Annotated in this window: 8 protein-coding genes; 6 read left to right on the top strand and 2 right to left on the bottom strand. The window is 69.8% G+C overall.

Annotated features, from left to right (window positions below; genetic code table 11):
• Positions 1–85 precede the first annotated feature (85 nt).
• Positions 86–3,244 (top strand): two-component regulator propeller domain-containing protein, encoded by a 3,159-nt coding sequence (locus tag AC1DW0_RS17970; RefSeq protein WP_477947164.1) that lies wholly within the window; start codon positions 86–88, stop codon positions 3,242–3,244.
• A 12-nt stretch (positions 3,245–3,256) separates the two neighbouring features.
• On the opposite strand, the gene AC1DW0_RS17965 is transcribed toward AC1DW0_RS17970, so the two are convergent.
• A complete protein-coding gene (locus AC1DW0_RS17965; RefSeq protein ID WP_056202681.1) occupies positions 3,257–3,769 on the bottom strand; it encodes a response regulator in 513 nt (170 codons plus the stop codon).
• A 225-nt stretch (positions 3,770–3,994) separates the two neighbouring features.
• Here AC1DW0_RS17965 and uvrA point away from each other — a divergent pair, with 225 nt between their 5' ends.
• The 3 genes from uvrA (at position 3,995) to AC1DW0_RS17950 (ending at position 13,094) form a co-directional block, all read left to right on the top strand.
• Positions 3,995–9,619, top strand: coding sequence for an excinuclease ABC subunit UvrA (uvrA, locus tag AC1DW0_RS17960; protein WP_477947162.1), 5,625 nt, complete (start codon positions 3,995–3,997; stop codon positions 9,617–9,619).
• Positions 9,620–9,726: 107 nt separating this feature from the next.
• On the top strand, positions 9,727–10,119 hold the full coding sequence (locus AC1DW0_RS17955; RefSeq protein ID WP_457322948.1) for a hypothetical protein: 393 nt from the start codon (positions 9,727–9,729) through the stop codon (positions 10,117–10,119).
• Positions 10,120–10,361: 242 nt separating this feature from the next.
• Positions 10,362–13,094: a S9 family peptidase gene (locus tag AC1DW0_RS17950; RefSeq protein ID WP_477947219.1), complete on the top strand. Its 2,733-nt coding sequence runs from the start codon at positions 10,362–10,364 to the stop codon at positions 13,092–13,094.
• Positions 13,095–13,100: 6 nt separating this feature from the next.
• On the opposite strand, the gene AC1DW0_RS17945 is transcribed toward AC1DW0_RS17950, so the two are convergent.
• Positions 13,101–14,297, bottom strand: coding sequence for a vanadium-dependent haloperoxidase (locus tag AC1DW0_RS17945; RefSeq protein WP_056202695.1), 1,197 nt, complete (start codon positions 14,295–14,297; stop codon positions 13,101–13,103).
• A gap of 94 nt (positions 14,298–14,391) precedes the next feature.
• On the opposite strand from AC1DW0_RS17945, the gene AC1DW0_RS17940 reads away from it, so the two are divergent.
• Both AC1DW0_RS17940 and AC1DW0_RS17935 read left to right on the top strand, forming a co-directional pair.
• Complete coding sequence (locus tag AC1DW0_RS17940; protein ID WP_056202698.1) at positions 14,392–16,782, top strand: PAS domain S-box protein; 2,391 nt, start codon at positions 14,392–14,394, stop codon at positions 16,780–16,782.
• A 79-nt stretch (positions 16,783–16,861) separates the two neighbouring features.
• Entirely contained in the window at positions 16,862–20,983 is a 4,122-nt protein-coding gene (locus AC1DW0_RS17935; RefSeq protein ID WP_056202700.1) for a GAF domain-containing protein, read from the top strand.
• The last annotated feature ends 88 nt before the right edge of the window (positions 20,984–21,071 follow it).

Raw genomic sequence — 21,071 nt, 5'->3', positions numbered from 1 at the left:
GCGCCAGCCGCAGTTGCAACAAGTCCGCGGCCGCTGGTGTCGCAGTGGTTTTGTACCGTATCCTGACCGTCAGAGGACGCGCGAAATGCGCCGCTGCGCGCAAGCTGCAGCCGTGCATGCGCCTTGCGACGGCATGGGTCACTTTTTCTCGCTGATCAACAGATGGGCGCGCTTCGTCGCCCTGCTTGGGCTTGCATTGGGCGGCGGCGCATGGGCGGCGAACGAGCCCGCCCCCACGCCCTGGGCCGCCCGTTCGGATGCGGTGTTCCACCAGGTGCTGGTCGCGCCGATGTCCTTCACCGCGCTGGCCCAGGACGGCGAGGGCTTCCTCTGGATCGCCACGCAATCCGGGCTGTCGCGCTGGGATGGTTATCAGCTTCGCAACTACGTCAGCGACATGGCTTCGTCCGGCGCCCTGCCGGACAGCTACGTGCAGGCGCTGCATGTCGACGACCAACGGCGTCTTTGGGTAGGCACCAGCGCCGGTGGCCTGGTGCGGTATGAAGCGCGCACAGACCGTTTCGTCGCCCCGTTGGCTGCCGGCGCGGCGCTGAGCCGCAAGAGCGTGCACGCCATGCTCGACGAGGGCAACGGCCTGCTGTGGGTCGGCACCGGTGCCGGTCTGGACCTGCTGGATACCAGCCGCGGTACGGTCCAGCGCCACGCGGTACTGGCCGGGACCAAAGGCCTGCCCGATGGCGCCGTGCTGGCGCTGCTGCGCGACTCGACGGGCGGCCTGTGGGTTGGCACCGACAAGGGCCTCTTTCGCCGCGGTGCCGGCAGCGATCGCTTCGTGCAGGTCGGGCTGCCGGCCGAAGAGCACGCGCCGTTCGTCGCCAGGCTGCTGCTGGACAGCCAGCGGCGGGTCTGGGTCGGCACGCGCTCGTATGGCGTTTTCGTGATCGAGCCCGAGCCTGAGGCCGAAGCGGTGCCGTTGCACCGCCTGTTGCAGGCGGCTGGCGCCGACGTGACAGGGCTGGGCAACGCGCCGATCCGCGTGATGGCCGAGGCCGCGCCGGGTGACGTGTGGCTGGCCCCCGATGGGGGCGGCATCCTGCGCATCGACACCCGCCGCTGGGAGATGCGTCGCGTGCGGCACCGCTCGGACAGCGCGGCCAGCCTGCCCGACGACGACGTCGCCGCGATGTACCGCGATCGCAGCGGGCTGCTCTGGGTCGCCACCGACACGGGGCTCAGCCACCACGACGCGCGCCAGGTCACGGTCAGCACCTGGTTCGGCGGCCCCGGCGCAACGGCTGGCATCAGCCACCTCAACGTGCCTTGCGTGCTGCCCATGCCCGATGGCAGCGTCTGGCTCAGCACGGGCGACGGTGGCATCGACATCGTCAGGGCCGATCAGGGCCGCACAGCGGCATTGCGGCCCGACGCTGCCATACCGGCCACCGCGCTGCCGCCAGGCCGCGTGCTGAGCATGGTGCGCGCGCCCGACGGCGTGGTCTATCTCGGTACCCAGCGCGGGCTGTATCGCGCCACGGCCGATGGCCGAGCGGTGCAACGGCTGGCTATCCCCGGCCGGTCACCCACCGCGTCGGTGTGGGCCATGGCGATGCAGGACGGCCGGCTCTGGCTGGGCGGTCTCGACGGCCTGTGGGCGGTGGCCCCGGCCGATGGCCTGCAACTGGGCGTGCTGGCGCATGAGGACGGCAGCCGCCTGGACGAGCAGCGCGTCACCGCGCTGCTGGCGGGCCGGGACGGCGTGCTGTGGGTGGGCACGCGCACGGGCGTGTTGCGGCTGGACACGGCCACGATGGCACTGAGCCGGCTGGCGCCCGACGCGCCCGGCCGGGTGGGCTTTCCCGTTGGCTATGTCTCCTCCATGCTGCTGGACCGCCTTGGCCGCCTGTGGGTGGCCAGCTTCGGCGCCGGCGTGCGCGTGATGGAGGCCGCGCAGGCGCCGCAAGCCCAACCGCAGGTCAGGCGCATCACCCTGGCCGAAGGACTGCCGCACAACGGCGTCGATGCGCTGGTGCTGGCGCCGAACGGCGACGTCTGGGCCAGCACCGACGGCGGCATCGCCCACATCGCACAGGACAGCCTGCGCGTGCGCAGCCTGCGCGCGGCCGAGGGGGTGGGTATCCCCACCTACTGGACCAACGCGGGCGCGTCCAGTGCCGACGGCATGCTGCTGTTTGGCGGCATCGGCGGCTTGACCATCGTGGACCCGCGCCAGCCCGTGGCCCGCGCCGAACCGGCGCCGCTGGTGATCACTGAAGTGCGGCTGGGCGGTGTGCGGGCCGTGGTGCCACCGGCCTCGCCCGGCGACGAAGCCCTGACTCTCGAACCACAGCGACGCAGCCTGCTGGTCGAGTTCTCGGTGCTCGACTACGGCGCGCCTGAACGCAACCGCTACGAATACCGGTTGCCGGGTGTCGACGCCGATTGGGTCGCCACCGAGCCGAACCGGCGCATCGCCACCTACACCAATCTGCCGCCCGGCGACCATGTGCTGGAGCTGCGCGGCGCCGGCGCGCAGGGCGGGTGGTCCGAGGTGTTGCGGCTGCCGCTGCATGTGCGGCCGCGCTGGCACGAGATGCTGTGGTTTCGCGTCGGCCTGGGCGTGGCGGTGGCCGCGCTGCTCGTCGCGATGATGCAGGCGCGCACGCTGATCCTGCGGCGGCGCCAGCGCACGCTGGAGTTGCTGGTGGCCGAGCGCACGGTGGCGCTGGAGCAGCGCACGAGCGAGCTCCAGAGAAGCCAGCAGCAGCTGGAGCAACTCGCCTACTACGACGGCCTGACCGGGCTGGCCAACCGGCGCCTGTTCAACGACGACCTTCGCCACCTGATGGCCCAGGCGCAGCGCAACGGGCTGGGGCTGTACCTGCTGCTGATCGACCTGGACCATTTCAAGCAGATCAACGACACCCAGGGACACGACGCCGGCGACGCGGTGCTGAGGACGGTCAGCGCCTGCCTGGGGCTCGCCGTGCGGGAAGCGGATCGCACGGCCAGGCTGGGCGGCGACGAGTTCGCCGTGCTGCTGCCCGACACCATCGAGCCGGCTGCAGCGGAAGCGGTATGCCGCCGCATTGCCCAGGCGCTGGCCCAGGTGCTGCCTCAGGGGCAGTCATCGCTGACGCTGCCCAGCGCGAGCATCGGTGCCGCCTGCTATCCGCGCGACGCGCAGGATGTGGACGGGCTGTACAAGGCGGCCGACCTGGCGCTCTACGACGCCAAGCGTGCGGGGCGATCCCGCTGGCATTTGTATGCGGGGCCGCGGGTCTAGGCGCTGGGTCTGTCAGTTCGGCTCGGGCAACTGGAGCCAGCGCTGCAGCCGCGTGCGCAGTGCGACGAAGTCCAGCGGCTTGGTCAGGTGCTCGTCCATGCCGGCCTCGAGGCTGGCGGCCACGTCGGCGTCCAGCGCATGGGCCGTCAGTGCCAGGATGGGGAATGCGGGCAGCTTGCCTTCACGCTGCTGGGTGCGGATGCGGCGGGCGCATTCCAGGCCGTCCATGCCGGGCATCTGGATATCCATCAGCACGAGATCTGGGGCGGACTCGGCACAGGCCGACAGGGCTTCGAGGCCGTTCCTGGCCAGGCGGGCCTGAACGCCCATCAGCGCGAGGAATTCCAGCGCGACGACCTGGTTGATGTGGTTGTCCTCGACGAGCAGGACCTGGGCTTGTCGTTGGCTCGGGGCGGTACCGCCCTCGTCGGGCTCCGGCGCGTCAACACCCGCACCGTCGGTGGCGGCATTGAGCCAGAAGGGAACCAGCACCTGCGCCGGCTCGGGCAACCTCGACTTGTCCATCCCCATGTCCTTGTGTCAGCTTGTTCTTTTCTTATGCGGCCCTCGAGGAGCCGTGAGCCATTGTTGCCTCAGCTGGCGCCGCAGCGCAACCGGATGCCCCATGAATGCAGTGCGACTTGGGCCGCTCATGTCGCCTGAAACGACCGCTCGTCGGTCGCGGGTGCTGACAGTTTTCGTCCATGCGTCTCCCTACACTGCTCGCCTTTGTCGTTTTGGCCCCCATCAATGTCTGACGGTCTGATCCGCATCCGAGGCGCTCGGCAGCACAACCTCAAGAATCTTGACCTCGATCTGCGCACAGCGGAGCTGACCGTCGTCACCGGGCCCAGCGGCTCGGGCAAGTCCAGCCTGGTGTTCGACACCCTCTATGCCGAGGGCCAGCGTCGCTACGTGGAGACCTTTTCCGCTTACGCCCGTCAGTTCCTTGACCGCATGGACCGCCCGGCGGTGGACAAGGTGGATGGCGTGCCGCCCGCCATCGCCATCGACCAGACCAACCCGGTGCGCACCAGCCGCTCCACGGTGGGCACCATGACGGAGCTGAATGACCACCTGAAGCTGCTTTTTGCGCGCGCGGCGGAGCTGTTTGACCGCAAGACGGCGCTGCCGGTCAGGCATGACACGGCCCAGAGCATTTATGTGGAACTGCTGGCTCGTGGCGAAGCAGCCGGGGACCCCAGGATGGTGCTCAGTTTCCCGGTGGAACTGCCCGGCAACACGAGCGCGGAGCAGGTGCAGCAGTGGCTGTCCGCCAGCGGGTTCACGCGGGTGCAGGGCGAACGCGAGGTTGAGGGCAAGAAGGTGTTGGATGTGGTGGCCGATCGCTTCCGCATCCAAGGGGCCGACAAGCAGCGCGCGATGGAAGCCATCGAGCTGTGCTTGAAGCGCGGCGCGGGTCGGGTGAATGTTCACGTCGGTGACGACGGCGCCACACTCTGGCGGTTCTCGACCGGCCTTCACTGTCCCGAAAGCGACATCCGCTACGCCGACCCGCAGCCGGCGCTGTTCTCCTTCAACTCCGCTTTCGGCGCTTGCGACAGCTGCCGCGGCTTCGGCCGCGTCATCGGCGTCGATCTTGGCCTCGTCATTCCCGACGATCGCAAGACCCTGCGCAACGGCGCCATCAAGCCCATGCAGACGCCGGCGTGGAAGGACTGCCAGGAGGACCTGCTGAAATACGCCGGCGAAGCCGGCATCCCGCGCGACACGCCGTGGAAGGATCTTTCCGCCGCTCACCGCGAATGGGTCATCAACGGCACGCCGAACTGGAACGGCAACTGGAACAAGCAGTGGTACGGGGTCAAGCGCTTCTTCGAATACCTCGAAAGCAAGGCCTACAAGATGCACATCCGCGTGCTCTTGTCCAAGTACCGCAGCTATACCGAGTGCCCTTCCTGCCGCGGCGCGCGGCTGAAGACCGAGGCGCTGCTGTGGCGTGTCGGCGCCAAGGAGCTGGCCGACGCGGCGCTGCCTGCGGAGCAACGCTTCCTGCCGGTCGGCGTGGATTGGAGCCGCCAGCAACTGGAGACGCTGCCGGGCCTGTCCCTGCACGACCTGATGCAGTTGCCCATCCAGCGCCTGCGCAACTTTGTCGACGGCCTGCAACTGCCCAGCACCATGCTGGACGAAGCGCTGAAGCTGCTGCTCGACGAGATCCGCCACCGCAGTCGCTACCTGTGCGACGTGGGCCTGGGCTATCTGACGCTGGACCGCCAGAGCCGCACCCTGTCCGGCGGTGAAGTGCAGCGCATCAACCTGACGACGGCGTTGGGCACTTCGCTGGTCAACACGCTGTTCGTGCTGGACGAGCCCAGCATCGGCCTGCACCCGCGTGACATGGGCCGCATCGTGCAGGCCATGCAGCGGCTGCGCGATGCGGGCAATACGCTGGTCGTCGTCGAGCATGACCCGGCGGTCATGCTGGCGGCGGACCGCCTCATCGACATGGGCCCCGGCCCCGGCGAGCGCGGCGGGCAGATCGTCTACGACGGCACGCCCGACGACATCCGCTCGGCCGACACGCTGACCGGCGCCTACCTCGGCGGGCGCAAGCACGTCGGCATGGGTCTGAAGCGGTTGGTGGACGAGTCCACGCCCAAGCTCATCCTCGAAGGCGTGCGCGAGCACAACCTGCGCGACGTGACAGTCGAGTTCCCGCTGCAGCGCCTCGTCGTCGTGACCGGCGTGAGCGGCTCGGGCAAGAGCACGCTGATGCAGGACGTGCTGTATCCCGCGCTGGCCCGCCAGTTCGGCAAGGCCACCGAGACGCCCGGTGCGCACGAGCGCCTGCTGGGCGGCGACTTTCTCGCCGACGCGGTGTTCGTGGACCAGTCGCCCATCGGCAAGACGGCGCGTTCCAACCCGGCCAGCTATGTCGGCGCCTTCGACGAGATCCGCAAGCTGTTCGCTGTCGCGCCGCTGGCCATCGAGCGCAGCTACACGGCCGGCATGTTCAGCTTCAACGCCGGCGACGGCCGCTGCCCGACCTGTGGGGGCTCGGGCTTCGAGCATGTCGAAATGCAGTTCCTCAGCGACGTCTACCTGCGCTGCCCGGACTGCGACGGCAAGCGCTTCCGCGCCGAGATGCTGGACGTGAAGCTGGCGCTGAAGGATAGAGACCTGAGCGTGTCCGACGTGCTGGAGTTGACCGTCGCCGAGGCGGTGAACCTGTTCAGCGAGCACCGCGCCGTGCTGGCCAAGCTGCAGCCCATCGTCGACGTGGGCCTGGAGTACGTGCGTCTGGGCCAACCGGTGCCGACGTTGTCGGGCGGCGAGGCGCAGCGCCTCAAGCTTGCGGGTTTCCTGGCCGAGGCGGCGGCGTCACCGCGTTTCGGCGTCGCCAAGAAGGGCACGCTGTTCCTGTTCGACGAGCCGACGACGGGCCTGCATTTCGACGACATCGCCAAGCTCATGCGCGCATTGCGCAAGCTGCTCTCCGCCGGCCACTCGCTGATCGTCATCGAGCACAACCTCGACGTCATCCGTGCGGCCGACTGGCTCATCGACCTCGGCCCCGAAGGCGGCGAGACCGGCGGCGAGGTCGTCTGCGTCGGCACACCCGAGGAGATCACCAAGCATGCGAGCTCGCACACCGCCGCCGCGCTGCGCGACTACGCGCTGCACATGGACCGCCCGGCCATGGCCGTCGAGGAAGGCCGGCCGCTGCAGTCCATCGTGCTGGCGCGCCGCCAGACCGACGAGGCCATCAAGATCGTCAACGCCCGCGAGCACAACCTCAAGGGTCTGAGTGTCGACATCCCGCGCGGCAAGTTCAACGTCGTCACCGGTGTGTCCGGCTCCGGCAAGTCCACGCTGGCCTTCGACATCCTGTTCAACGAGGGCCAGCGCCGCTACCTCGAATCGCTGAACGCCTACGCCCGCTCCATCGTGCAGCCGGCCGGCCGGCCCGAGGTGGACGCCGTCTGGGGCATTCCGCCCACGGTCGCCATCGAGCAGCGCCTGTCTCGCGGCGGCCGCAAGAGCACGGTGGCGACGACGACCGAGGTCTGGCACTTCCTGCGCCTGCTCTATGTGAAGCTGGGCGTGCAGCATTGCATCAACGACGGTGCGCCGGTGCGGCCGCAGAGCGTCGAGTCCATCGCTGCCCAGCTGATGCGCGACTACCGCGGCCAGCACGTGGGCCTGCTGGCGCCGCTGGTGGTGAATCGCAAAGGTGTCTACACCGACCTTGCCAAGTGGGCCAAGGGCCGCGGCCACACGCACCTGCGCGTGGATGGCGAGTTCCTGCCCACGTCGCCGTGGCCGCGCATTGATCGCTTCAAGGAGCACACGCTGGAGCTGCCGGTCGGCGACCTTGTCATCGCCCCCGAACGCGAAGCCGAGCTGCGCGAGCTGCTGGCCAAGGCGCTGGACGTGGGCAAAGGCGTGCTGCACCTGCTGGCACCGCTGGACGGCCTCAGCGTGGAGGAAGGCTCGACCGGTGCCGGCGTCGGCACGGTGAAGGTGTTCTCCACCAAGCGCGCCTGCCCGGTCTGCGGCACCAGCTATCCCGAGCTGGACCCGCGGCTGTTCTCCTACAACTCCAAGCACGGCTGGTGCAAGGGCTGCGTCGGCACGGGCCTGGCGCTGACGCGCGAGCAGCGCAAGGAGCTCGACGACAGCGTGCAGTCCGACGACAACCGCGGCCGCGAGCAGAGCTTCCCTTCTGAAGAAGTCGAGGTCGAAGGTCTGACCGACGCGGTCTGCCCCGATTGCCACGGCACGCGCCTGAATCCGACCGCACGCTCGGTGGAGTTCGAGCACAAGGGCATCGGCGACGTCGCCGCCTGGAGCGTCGGCGAGGCGCACAGCTGGGTGAAGGGCCTGCACCTGCATGGCCGCGACGCCGACATCGCACGCGACGTGGTCAGCGAAATCCTCGGCCGGCTGGAGTTCCTGCAAGAGGTCGGCCTGGGCTATCTGACGCTGGACCGCGCGGCGCCCACGCTGTCGGGCGGCGAGGCCCAGCGCATCCGCCTGGCCGCGCAGCTCGGCAGCAACCTGCAAGGCGTCTGCTACGTGCTGGACGAGCCCACCATCGGCCTGCACCCGCGCGACAACCAGATCCTGCTGAAGGCGTTGGCGACACTTGGCGACAAGGGCAACACGCTGGTCGTCGTCGAGCACGACGAGGACACCATCCGCCGCGCCGATCACATCATCGACATCGGCCCCGGCGCCGGCAAGCACGGTGGCCGCGTGGTGGCTCAGGGCACGGCGGCGCAGCTGGCATTGGAGCCTGAGTCGACCACGGGCCGCATGCTGGCCCACCCGCTGATCCACCCGCTGCAGGCGCGCCGACCCATCGAGGCCGATGCGCCCAAGCTGACCGTGCTGAACGCGGCCCTGCACAACCTCAAGGGCGTGACGGTGGACGTGCCGCTGCATCGGCTGGTGGCCGTGACGGGCGTGTCCGGTTCGGGCAAGTCGACACTCGCTCGCGACGTGCTGCTGGCAGGCATGGCCGTTGCGGTGCCGTTGAGAAAGGCCCCCGCCAAATGGACCGGCTGTGACGGCATCGAAGGCCATGCGCAGGTGGACCGCGTGCTGGAGGTCGACCAGACCCCCATCGGCAAGACGCCGCGCTCCTGCCCGGCCACCTACATCGGCTTCTGGGACGCGATCCGCAAGCTCTTCGCCGAGACGCTGGAGAGCAAGGCGCGTGGCTATGCACCGGCGCGCTTCAGCTTCAACACCGGTGCGGGCCGCTGTCCCGGTTGCGAAGGCCAGGGCATGAAGACCATCGAGATGAGCTTCCTGCCCGATGTGAAGGTGCCCTGTGACCAATGCCATGGCCAGCGCTTCAACCCCGAGACGCTGGGTGTCAGCTGGCGGGGAAAAAGCATCGGCGACGTGCTGGCGATGGAGGTCGACGAGGCCGTCGAGTTCTTCGCAGCGATGCCGTCGATCGCGCACCCGCTGCAGTTGCTGAAGGACGTGGGGCTGGGCTATCTGACGCTGGGACAGCCTTCACCGACGCTGTCGGGCGGCGAGGCGCAGCGGATCAAGCTGGTGTCGGAGCTGGTCAAGGTGCGGGACGACGTGGCGCGGCGGGGGCAGAAGGCGCCGCACACGCTGTATGTGCTGGACGAACCGACGGTGGGTTTGCACATGGCGGATGTGGAGAAGCTGATCCGCGTGCTGCATCGGCTGGTGGCGGGCGGGCATTCGGTCGTGGTCATCGAGCATGACCTGGATGTGATTGCGGAAGCCGACTGGGTGCTGGATCTCGGGCCGGAGGGCGGCGATGCGGGTGGGCGGGTCGTCATCGAGGGCACGCCGGAGCAGGTCGTGGCGAGCGGCAGTCACACGGGCGTGGCCTTGAAGCCAGTGCTGGCACGGGTGGGCTGATTCAGCCGCGCTTCGGTTTTCCAGAAGTCCGGTTGCGGCTCCGCCTGCTTTGTCCGAGACATCGGACCGGACACACTGCACCGTTCAATTGACCGGAGAGGTTTGCGATGGCGTTCGTTGTGGGCTGGGTGCTGGTTTTGCTGCTGCTGGCCCTGTGGTCCAGCCTCGTGTGGGCGGTGCAGTCGTTTCTCACCGGCCTGCTGGCCCACGCCGGCAGCGTCGGCTCGGGTGGCTGGAGCTTGCCGGAGTCGCTGAGAGACTGGCTGCCCTCGGCAGTGGCGGATTGGTTGGTGTCGACGGTCGAGACGCTGTCGCCGCAGTTGCAATCCCTGGCCAGCGCGCTGCCGTCGCTGACGGGCGGCGTCACGGTGCTGGCCTGGGTGGTGTGGACGCTGGGCGCCGTGATGCTGTTCGTCTTCGGCCTGGCCATCCACGTCGGCGTAGCGCTGTGGCGCAAGTCCAAGGCTTCCACGTCGCCGCCTGCCACGACGATCCCGTGACGAATGGGGGTCGCCGCGCCTGCTTCTTAGAATTCGTTGCCCCTAACCTTAGGGAAGCGCTGAGCAGGCCGCGCGCGCGGCGCATCCCTGCTTTGGGCGATCTGCTGCGTTGCAAATCCGCGCCATAGCCGGGCTATGGCTGTGGTTTGCGCCTTGCAGCTCATCCAAAACCAGGGCGCGCCGCATCGCGCGGCCTGCTCAGCGCTTCCCTGGGGCCAACTCAGGAGACCCCCTTGAAGCCCGTGACCTTCGCTGCCATCAGCAGCCTGGCCCTTGCCGTGGCCCTGTTGGCCGCCGCCCCCCTGCAGGCACAGACCGCGCCGCCCAAGCCCGTTCCCAGTCTCGAGCAGATCTTCCGTGCTGAGCCTTATCGCGGCGAGCCTGCCAAGGAGGCCGACTTCAGCCGCAGCGGCCGTTACCTGGCCTGGCTGTGGAGCCCGTTCGGCGAGCCCGGCACCGATCTCTGGGTGCACGACACCAAGACCGGCAAGACGCAGCGCATCACGTCGCCCCAGGTCATGGCGGCCTTCGAGGCGCCGGAGGACATGGAGCGCTTCGACAAGAAGCTCCGGCAGCGCAACACCGAATACGCCGAGCGCCAGGCCCGTGAGGTGGCGCAGCAGGCCTATCTGCGCGGCGAGAAGGTCAATCTGTCGCAGTGGGAAACCGCTGCCATCGAGACGCTGAAGAAGGAGCTGGCCGAGAAGAAGGCCAAGGACGACGCGCAAAAGGCTGCGGACAAGGCCGAGGCTGAGCTCGAGAAGCAGGCCATGGCCGCGCTGGCTGCCAAGCGCGCCGGCAAGCCGGTGCCTGCGGCAGCACCGGCATCGGCCGCCTCGTCGCCCGACAAGGACAAGGAGAAAGAGCTTTGGGAACTCCGCGATGAGCTGAAGAAGAAGCTGGCCCGCGACAAGCTCAAGCCCGCCGACCTCTACCCCGGCCCGAGCCAGTTCGCCTGGGCGCACAAGGCCGACGAACTGGTCTTCCAGTACCGCGGCGGCCTCTATCGCTGGAAGGCGGACGACAAGATCCCGGCCGTTCAGCCGCTGGTGGCCACGCAGCGCGACCTGAAGCTCGTCGCCTACACGGCCGACGACAGCGGCGTCATCTACACCGACGAGACCCGCGTGCTGCGCAGCGGCTTCAAGCAGGCCGGCGTGCAGGTCATCAACCGCGAGCTCATCCACCCGGACGACGAGCAGAAGAAATACAAGATCGACCAGACGGCCATCAGCGAGGACGGCCGCTGGATGTCGCTGCTGGCCAAGGCGCCGCTGAAGACGGCCGACGACAAGCCGGCGCCGCCGCCCAAGCAGGTCGAGATCATGAACTACAGCGAGCGCTGGGCCACGGCCAAGAAGGTCAACCGCGAGGTGTCTGACGACAAGCGCAACCAGCCGCCGCTGGCCCTCTACATCCGCCAGCTGCCTACCGGCAATGAGCCGCCGCGCAAGCAGCCTGCGCCCGTGTTCACGCAGGCCGGTGGCGATGTCTGGTTCGAGATGAGCGACGTGGCCTGGGCGCGCGACGGCAGCCGCTATGCCTTCACGACCTGGGAGCGCGACAAGGAACTGCTGCGCGTCTACATCGGTAAGACTTCTTGCCCCCAGCCGTCGGGTACGACGGCTGCCCCCCAAGGGGGCGCTGCAGGCCTTGGGAGCGGCCCGGCGGCCTGCGACGAATCCGCCAAGCCCGAGATGGTGCTGGAGCGCCGCGGCGAGGTCGGCCACGAGGTCGTCAATGTGCTCAAGCCCCGCTTCACGCCCGACGGCAAGACGCTGGTGCTGGCCCTGGACGAAGCCGGCTGGCGCCAGCCCTATGCCATCGACGTGGCCACCAAGGCGCTGCGCCCCCTCGTCAAGGGCGAGTTCGAGGCCCATCAGGTGATCGGCTTCACGGCCGACAGCAAGGCCATGTTCGTGCTGGCCAACCAGGGCGACATGGCAGCCATGAATGTGCTGCGCGTCGACCTGGCCAGCGGCGCTACCCAGGCCCTGGGTGCGGCGGGCGAGTACCACCGTGCTGCGGCGGCCTCGGAGGACGGCCGATGGGTCGGCGCCGTGGCCGGCAACTGGGCCCAGCGCCCGGAGCTCAAGCTGCTGGCCACTGATGGCAAGACGCCGGCGCGCACGCTGACCGACAGCAATGACAAGGCCTGGGGCGAGTTGAAACTGTTGCGGCCCGAACGCTTCAATTTCACCAACCGTCATGGCGACCGCATCGAGGCCTATGCCTTCAAGCCCGCCAGTTGGACTGCGGCCGACAAGCGCCCAGCCATCGTCTACGTCTATGGCGGCCCGCTGAACGACCGCCACATCGTCGAGGTCGACAGCTTCCAGAACACCGCCTATCTGTTCGGCCAATACATGGCCGCCAGGCATGGCTATGTGACCATCGCCGTCGACCCGCGCGGCCACAGCAACTATGGCCGCAAGTTCTCTGACGCCAACTGGGAGCGCCCCGGCGAGCCCCAGGCCGAGGACCTGGAAGACCTCGTCAAGTTGCTGCCCACGCAGTTCGGCGTGGACGCCCGGCGCATCGGCCTGAATGGCTGGAGCTTTGGCGGCTTCCAGACCCAGTACACGATGTACACCCGGCCCGATCTGTTCGCCGCCGGCATTGCCGGAGCCGGCCCGACCGAATGGGAGAACTACAACAGCTGGTACAGCGGCCGCACCATCGGCAAGGCCACGGACCGCACCAAGCCGGTGTTGCGCAAATACTCGCTGCTGCCGCTGGCCAAGGGCCTGAAGAAGCCGCTGATGCTGGTGCACGGCATGCAGGACCCGAACGTGCTGTACCAGGACACCGTCAACGTCTACCGCGAGCTGCTGGATTCAGGCAAGGAGTCGCTGGTCGAGCTCTTCCTCGACCCCGACGGCGTGCATGCCATGGGTGGCGTCGTCAAGCCCGCTAGCTGGCACCGCAAGTACGAGGCCTTCTGGCTGCGCAACCTGGGCCGCGCGACTCCCTGAGAAAAATCAGGGCAAGGGCCGCAGTTGCGTCGCCAGCACTTCCTCGGCCACCTTCTGGCCGAGGCGGTAGCCCACGTCCACCGAGTTGCGGAAATGCACGCCGCTCCAGACGCGTGAATTGGCCAGCTCCTGGCCCATGGCCTCGGGCGAGCTCCAGCTGCGCGTCATCGACAGCGCCGAGTTGACCCAGACCAGTGGCGCCTGGCTGTCGCCGCGGAAGTCCTTCAGCAGAGCCTGCAGCGTGCCGCCGCCGACCGCGCCGCCCGAGGGGTAGTCACTGTTGGGCGGCGTGTGGATCAGCGGTTCCCAGCTCGCGTCGCGCAGCTTGGCATCGGCAAAGGCACCGCGCAGCGCGTTGTAGGGCCGCCAGTGGCGGTACTTGGTCTTGATGCCGGTGTAGACGATGCGCGAGTCCAGGTCGGCCATGTCCATCAGGGCCAGCATGCGCGCGAACTCAAGCGGCGTGGCCTTGGTGCTCTCGGCCAGCTTCTTGAGCATCGCCACGGCGTCCTCCCCCTCGCCGGAGTTCCAGAACAGCGCGATGACCGACTGCTCGCCCGTGCGCTGCGTGCTGACGCGCCCGCCGACGGCCTTGACCTCGGCCAGGTCGCGCAGCGCCACGGCGCTGCCCACGGCCGGCGGCGGGCCAGGGTCGTAGGCCGCCACGTCCTTGATCGCGAAGGGCTTCATGCGCGCCAGGCCGATGCCCGACTCCTGCTTGTACTCGGGCGTCAGCACATGGATGCCCGGCGCCGGCTCGACCTTGGGCGGCTCGACGCGCGCGAAGCTGTCATCCGCCCGCGCGGCCAGCAGCGCCAGCGCGACGCGCCGGCCCAGCGCCACGCCCTTGGCACGCGCGGCCGCGTCGGTCACGGCTTTCAGCGAGGCCTCGTAGGTCTTGTCGAGCAGGGCCTGGTCGGCGCCCGGCACGTTGCCGAGCACGACGCGGGCGGCGGAGGCGACGGCCGCCTCCGGCGAGGCATCCGGCACCGCCGCCGGCGCTGCGCCATAGGCCTGGTAGCGCGGCGTGATCGCATTCAGCGCGTTGAACATCGCCAGGTCGGTCAGCAGCGTCGCGGGCAGGACCTGACCACGCGGCGACTTCTGCAGCACCTTGGGCGTGGCTTCGGCCCAGTCGCTGACGACATCGGCGCGCACCGGCGCGATCAGCAGCGCCAGCAGCAGGGCGCAGAGCTTGAGCATGAGGTTCTCCCTGGAAGAAAGACGGCGACGCTACGCCGCGCGGACGGCCTGCGCAATGAGGAGCGACGCCCTGACCTGCCCTAAGCTGTCGGCCATGGTGACCCCGCCCCTGCCGCCCGACGAAGACCGCCGCCTCGCCCGCCTGGCGGCGCTGAGCGTCATGGACACCGAGCCCGAGCCGCTGTTCGACCACCTCACCGCCCTGGCGGCGCAGATCTGCGGCACGCCCGTCGCCCTGCTCGGCCTGTTGGACGAGCGCCGTCAGTGGTTCAAGGCCGCCGTCGGTTTTGGCCGCAGCGAGACGCCGCGGGCCCAGACCTTCTGTGCCCACACGCTGCTGGCCGATGGCCTCTTCGAAGTGCGCGATGCCCGGCTGGACGCCCGCTTCGTCGACCACCCCGATGTGCTGGCCCGCCCCGCGCTGCGCTTCTATGCCGGCGTGCCCATTCGCCTGGACGACGGCAGCCACCCCGGCACCCTGTGTGTCGTCGACTTCCAGCCGCGCGAGCTGACCGAGGCGCAGCGCGAGGCCCTGACCCGCCTGGCCGACGCCGCAGCCGAAGCGCTGATGATGCGCGAGCGCGCCTTGCGTGGCGCCGACCTCGAGGCGGCGGAACAGCCCTTCCAGGTGCTGGCCGAGACGGCACCGCTGGGCATCTTCCGTACCGACGCGGCAGGGGACTTCATCTTCACGAACGCAAACTGGCAGCGCATCTGCGGTCTGCCGGCGCGTGCTGCCCTGGGTGAGGGCTGGGCAGCCACGCTGACGACCGAGGACAGCACGTCGGTGCTGGCCCACTGGCGGCGCTGCGTTGCCCAGCGTCAGGCATTCGAGATGCGCTACCGGTTGCGCCGCGGCGGCAACGGCCACGGCGTGCGCCAGGTCTGGACCCGTGCCCGGCCGTTGCTGGCGCCCGATGGCGGGTTGCGCGGCTATGTCGGCATCACCGAGGACGTCACCGACCGCATCACCGCCGAACGCGAGCTGCGCGACAGCAAGGCCCTGCTGGACCGCACCGGCCGCGTCGCCGGCATCGGCGGCTGGAGCCTGGACCTGCAGACCGAGGAGCTGGTCTGGAGCGACCAGACCTGCCGCATCCACGACCTCGAGGCCGGCCACCGGCCAACGCTGCAGGAGGCCATTGGCTACTACAAGCCCGAGGCGCGCGCCGCCATCGAGGCGGCCGTGCTGCGCGGCATGCAGCACGGCGAGCCCTGGAGCCTGGAGCTGCCGCTGGTGACGGCCAAGGGGCGTGAGATCTGGGTGCTGTCCCAGGGGCAGGTCGACTGGCAGGACGGCGTGCCGGTGCGGCTGGTAGGCGCCTTCCAGGACGTCACCGAGCACCACCGCGCGGCTGTCGAGCTGGAGCACAACCGCCAGCGCCTGCGCGCGCTGTACGAGTCGACGCCGGCGCTGATGCATTCGGTGGATGCGGCCGGCCGGGTGCTCAGCGTGTCCGACCGCTGGCTCGAGCGCCTGGGCTACAAGCGCCAGCAGGTCATCGGTCGCGCCATGGACGACTTCATGACACCGGAGTCGTCGCAGCAGGTGCGCGAGGTCTACCGCCCGGCGATGTGGCGCGACGGCCATGTCGGCGACTGCCCCGTGCAGCTGATCTGCGCCGACGGCCGGCTGCGCGACGTGCTGGTCTCGGCGGTCGCGGAATACACGGCCGACGGCCGGCCACTGCGTGCCCTCGCCCTGGTGGATGACATCACCGAGGACCTGCAGCGCCGCGCCGAGCTGGCGCACGAGCAGCGCATGCGCCGCCAGACCGAGCGCCACGTGCAGGAGCTGGACCAACTGCTGCATGAGCGCTCCGAGATGCTGGACGTACTGGCCCACGAGGTGCGCCAGCCGCTGAACAACGCCAGCGCGGCCCTGCAGGGCGCGGCCGCCAGCCTGGCCGGCCGCGGTGAGCGCCAGGCCCAGGAGAGGCTGAACCGCGCCCAGGCCGTGCTCGGCCAGGTGCTGGCCGGCGTCGACAACACGCTGGCTGCGGCCAGCCTGCTGGCGGGCGGCGGGCGCATCGCGCGCGAGGACACCGACATCGACACGCTGATCGCCGTCACCATTGCCGACCTGCCGCGCGAGCAGCGCGACCGCATCGTCGTGCATCGCCACACGGCCACCCGCACGGCGCTGATGGACATGAGCCTGCTGCGCCTGGCCTTGCGCAATCTGCTGTCCAACGCGCTGAAGTACGCGCGCGGCGTCAGCCCCGTGACCCTGCATGTCATCGATTTTGATGAACCCGCCGTGCTGCAGTTCGAGGTGGCGGACGCCGGCCCCGGCATTCCGCGCGAGCTGCTGCCCCGCCTCTTCACCCGCGGCGCGCGCGGCAGCGGCGGCACTGAGTCGGCCCACGGCCTGGGCCTGTACATCGTGCGCCGCGTGATGGACATGCATGGCGGCACGGCGGAACTGTTGCGCACCGGCCCATTGGGGACGGTCATGAGGCTGACGCTGCCCCAGGCCGACTAGAGCGGACTAGACTCGCGCGGCCCCTCTCCGGAGTGGCAACGCATCCGATCCCCGTGGTGTGAACAGGCCCTGTCCCGCGATGCCCTTGCGCCCCGATGTCGCCGTGTTGGAGGATTTGGCCGACCTGGCCTGGTCGGGCCAGCACCAGCGTCTCATCGACGTGAGCGCGGGCTGGCGCGGCGACGCCCGGGTGCTGGAGCTGCGCGTCGAGAGCTTCATCGCGCTCGGCGCCCTGGCTGCTGCGGCCGATGCCGCCGCGGCCTTGGCCAAGCTGGCCGAGGGCCGTCCCGCCTGGCGGCTCCGCGCCCGCCTCGCGCTCGGGCTGGTGCAGATGCGCCGCGGTGAACTGCTGGCGGCCATCGCCACCGCCGAAGCCGCATTGGCCGAGGCCGGCACTGACGCACTCGACCGTGCCTATGCGCTGGCCCTGCTGGCCGAAGCCCAGTGCCGTTGCCAGCTGGAGCCCGAAGTGGCGCTGGGCCGGGTGCACGAGGCCGCCAAGCTGTTTGCCGCCGCCGGCAAAACTGTGCCCCGGGGCCGCTGCGGTTATATCGAATCCCTGCTGCTGGGCATGCTGGGTTTCGTTGCCGAGGCGCGCGCGGCGGCCGAGGCCGCGCTGGCGCTGGCGCTGGCCACTGGCGACCTGCTGGGCCAGGGCAATGCCTACAACGCCCAGACCTTCAACAACCCCGACCTGGCCGACTGCCTGCATCTGTGCAAGCTGGCGCTTGCGGCCTATGCCGCGGCCGGCTATGCCGAGCGCCAGGGCACGGCCATCCACAACATCGGCAACCATTACGTCACGCTGGGCCTGACGCGCCGCGCGCGCCGCCACTACCTGGCCGCGCTCGCGATCTGGCGCCGCAGCGGCGCGACGGCGCTGCTGCCCTACACGCTGACGGCGCTGGCCCGGCTGGACCTGGAGGGCGGCGCGCTGGCCGAGGCGCGCGCCTATGCCGGCGAAGCCGAGTCCCTGAGCCTGGCGCGCCAGAACCCGGGCTTTCGCTCCGAGATCGCGCGCCTGCAAGGTGAGCTGGCGATGGCGGAAGGCGATGCAGCGACTGCAGCGGTGCAGTTCCGCCTGGCGCTCGACCATTCGCCATCGGCCGCCCAGCGCATGGCCGACCTCGGCCTCATCGCCTGGGCCGAACTGGGCGCCGGCGACCTGCAGGCGGCGTTGAATGCCAGCGCCGAGGCCGCCCGCCTGCACTGGGCCCAAGGCCTGGCGCCGCTGGAGAACCTGGACCTGCCAGCCCTGTGGTGGCGGCGCTGCGAGGCGCTGCGTGCGGCCGGCCGCCGCCGCGAGGCCGGCGTGGCGCTGGCGCGGGCCTATCGCTTCGTCTGCCTGCGCCTGGCCGGCTTGTCCGACGAGGGCTTGCGGCGCAACTCGCTGAACAAGCGGCCGGTGGCGCGTGCCGTCGTGCAGGCCTGGCTGGCCGACGGCGGCAGGCCGCGTCATCTCAATGGCGCCGCGCATCTGGACGAGCGCTTCGCCCGCCAGGTCGACGTCGGCCTGCGCCTGGCCGAGCTGGCCACGGGCACTGAGCTGCATGAGTTCCTGGTCGACGAATCGGCCGAGATCAGTGGCGCCGAACGCGTGCTGCTGGTGCTGGAGTACGGCGGCAGCCTGCGCCACATCGCCAGCCATCTGATGCCGCAAGGGGAGGCCGGTGGCGAGGAGGCGCTGCTGACCGCCATCACACCCTGGCTGGATGAAGCGCGCGGCAGCCGCGCGGCGGCCCTGCGCATCGGCCCCGAAGGCGTGCCGGCCGTGCAACAGCGCTCCTGCCTCATCGCGCCGCTGATCGCCGAGCGCGAGCTGGTCGGCTACCTCTACGCCGACCTGGACGGGGCGTTTGGACGCTTCCGCGAGGGCGACCGCGATCTGCTCGTCATGCTGGCCGCCCAGGCCGCCGTCGCGCTGGCCAACCTGCGGCTGCGCGAGGGCCTGGAGCAGCGCGTTGCCGAGCGCACGGCCGAGCTGCTGGCCAGCAAGGCGCAGGTGGAGCGCCGCGTCAACGAGCTGGCGATGCTGAACAACCTGCAGCAGAGCCTGTCGCCGGAGCTGAGCTTCGAGGCCATCATCCAGCGTGTCGGCGACCGCCTGTGCGAGCTGCTCGAGACCCGGGACATCGGCATCCGCTGGTATGACCCGGCCAGCGGCCTCAACCACTACCTCTACGAGCTCGAGCACGGCGTGCCCATCCAGCTGCCGCCGGAGCGGCCGGCGCCGGACGGGCCCTTCGAGCAGATGCGCCGCACGCGCCAGCCGCTGGTCTGCCGCAACGTGGCCGAGATCGCCGCCGCCGGCCTGCTGGCGGTGCCAGGCACCGACCAGGCGCTGTCCTTCGCCAACGTGCCCATCATCGGCAACGACCAGGTGCTGGGCGCCATCCTGGTCGAAAGCTATGAACGCGAGAACGCCTTCAGCGAGGCCGACGTGCGCTTCCTCAGCACGGTGGGAGCCAGCGTCGGCGTGGCGCTGGAGAACGCGCGCCTGTTCGACGAGATCCAGCGCCGCACGCGCGAGAGCGCGGCCCTGGCCGAGGTGGGCCGCGAGATCTCCTCCACGCTGGACCTGGCCACGGTCATGAACCGCATCGCCGTGCATGCCAAGGAGCTGCTGGACGCCGACAACAGCGCGGTTTTCGTGCCGGAGGAAGAGGGCGGGGGCGCGGCGCGGCGCTACCGCGCCATCGTCGCCGTCGGCAGATACGAGAGCGAGGTGCGCGACGCCGTCATCACGGCCGGCGAGGGCATCATCGGCTCGCTGATCGCCAAGGGCGAGCCCGGCGTCATCAACGCCGCGCGCGACGACCCGCGCGGCGTCCGGATGGAGGGCACCGAAGAGGACCCCGACGAGCGCATGATGGTGGCGCCGTTGCGCGCCGGCCAGCGCGTGCTGGGCGCCCTGACCGTCTGGCGCCAGGGCGGCCAGCCGTTCCGCGACAGCGAGCTGAGCTTTCTGGTGGGCCTGAGCCTGGCGGCGTCGGTGGCGATGGAGAACTCGCGCCTGTTCGGAGAAGCCCAGGCCGCCAAGGCCGTGGCCGAGCAGGCCAATGCGGCCAAGAGTGCCTTCCTGGCGACGATGAGCCACGAGATCCGCACGCCGATGAATGCCGTCATCGGCATGAGCGGCCTGCTGCTGGACTCCACGCTCGACGGCGAGCAGCGCGACCACGCAGCCATCATCCGAGAGGCCGGCGAGGCGCTGCTGACCATCATCAACGACATCCTCGACTTCTCGAAGATCGAGGCGGGCCGCATGGACATCGAGAGTGCGCCCTTCGTGCTGCGCGATTGCGTGGACGCGGCCGTCGACCTGATCGCGCCGCGCGCCCGCGAGAAGGGCCTGGCGCTGGCCGTCGACATCGCGCCCACTGTGCCCGCTGGCATCAATGGCGACGTGACCAAACTGCGCCAGATCCTGCTGAACCTGCTGTCCAACGCGGTCAAGTTCACCGAGGCAGGCAGCATCACCGTCGAAGTGGAGGCCGCTCCGGCCGAAGGCGGCGTGGAGCTGCGCTTCCTTGTGCGCGACACCGGCATCGGCCTGGGCGCTGAAGCCCTGGCCCGCCTGTTCCAGAGCTTCAGCCAGGCCGATGCGAGCACCTCGCGCAAATACGGCGGCACGGGCCTGGGCCTGGCCATCAGCCGGCGCATGGCCGAGCTGATGGGCGGACGCATGTGGGCCGAGAGCGACGGCCCGGGCCGCGGCGCGCGCTTCGGTTTCACGCTGCGCGCCACGGTGGCGGCCGACCTCGTGCCCAGCCCGCGCCGCCAGCGCGCCCAGCCGGTGGCGACGCAGCACCTCGCCGAGCGCCACCCGCTGCGCATCCTGCTGGCCGAAGACAACGTCGTGAACCAGAAGCTGGCGCTGCGCCTGCTGCAGCAGATGGGCTACCGGGCCGACCTGGCGGCCAACGGCGTCGAGGCTCTGGAAGCCCTGCAGCGCCAGACCTATGACCTCGTGCTGATGGACGTGCAGATGCCCGAGATGGACGGGCTGGAGGCCAGCGCAGAGATCAACCGGCGCTGGCCCGAGAGCCGGCCACGCATCGTGGCGATGACCGCCAACGCGATGGCCGGCGACCGCGAGGCCTGCCTCGCCGCGGGCATGGACGACTACGTCACCAAGCCCATTCGGGTCGAAGCCCTGGTCGATGCCCTGTCGAAGGCGCCGCAGCGCCAGGACCATTGATATGAAAGTCAGCCCCTCGCCCGGTCTTGCGCCGCTGGACGCGGGCCAGCCCAGTCGGTTCCCCGGGGGGACGGCGATGCTTGCCGGA

It is taken from the genome of Roseateles sp. P4_D2, assembly GCF_056401875.1.
The sequence above is the reverse complement of the archived record's forward strand: the minus strand, read 5'-3'. Positions and strand labels throughout refer to the sequence as shown.

What these genes read in the sequence shown, in the direction of transcription:
- AC1DW0_RS17970 (WP_477947164.1), top strand. Translation starts at nt 86, where the DNA reads ATGCGCCGCTGCGCGCAAGCTGCAGCCGTGCATGCGCCTTGCGACGGC.
- AC1DW0_RS17965 (WP_056202681.1), bottom strand. Translation starts at nt 3,769, where the DNA reads ATGGACAAGTCGAGGTTGCCCGAGCCGGCGCAGGTGCTGGTTCCCTTC.
- uvrA (WP_477947162.1), top strand. Translation starts at nt 3,995, where the DNA reads ATGTCTGACGGTCTGATCCGCATCCGAGGCGCTCGGCAGCACAACCTC.
- AC1DW0_RS17955 (WP_457322948.1), top strand. Translation starts at nt 9,727, where the DNA reads ATGGCGTTCGTTGTGGGCTGGGTGCTGGTTTTGCTGCTGCTGGCCCTG.
- AC1DW0_RS17945 (WP_056202695.1), bottom strand. Translation starts at nt 14,297, where the DNA reads ATGCTCAAGCTCTGCGCCCTGCTGCTGGCGCTGCTGATCGCGCCGGTG.
- AC1DW0_RS17940 (WP_056202698.1), top strand. Translation starts at nt 14,392, where the DNA reads ATGGTGACCCCGCCCCTGCCGCCCGACGAAGACCGCCGCCTCGCCCGC.
- AC1DW0_RS17935 (WP_056202700.1), top strand. Translation starts at nt 16,862, where the DNA reads ATGCCCTTGCGCCCCGATGTCGCCGTGTTGGAGGATTTGGCCGACCTG.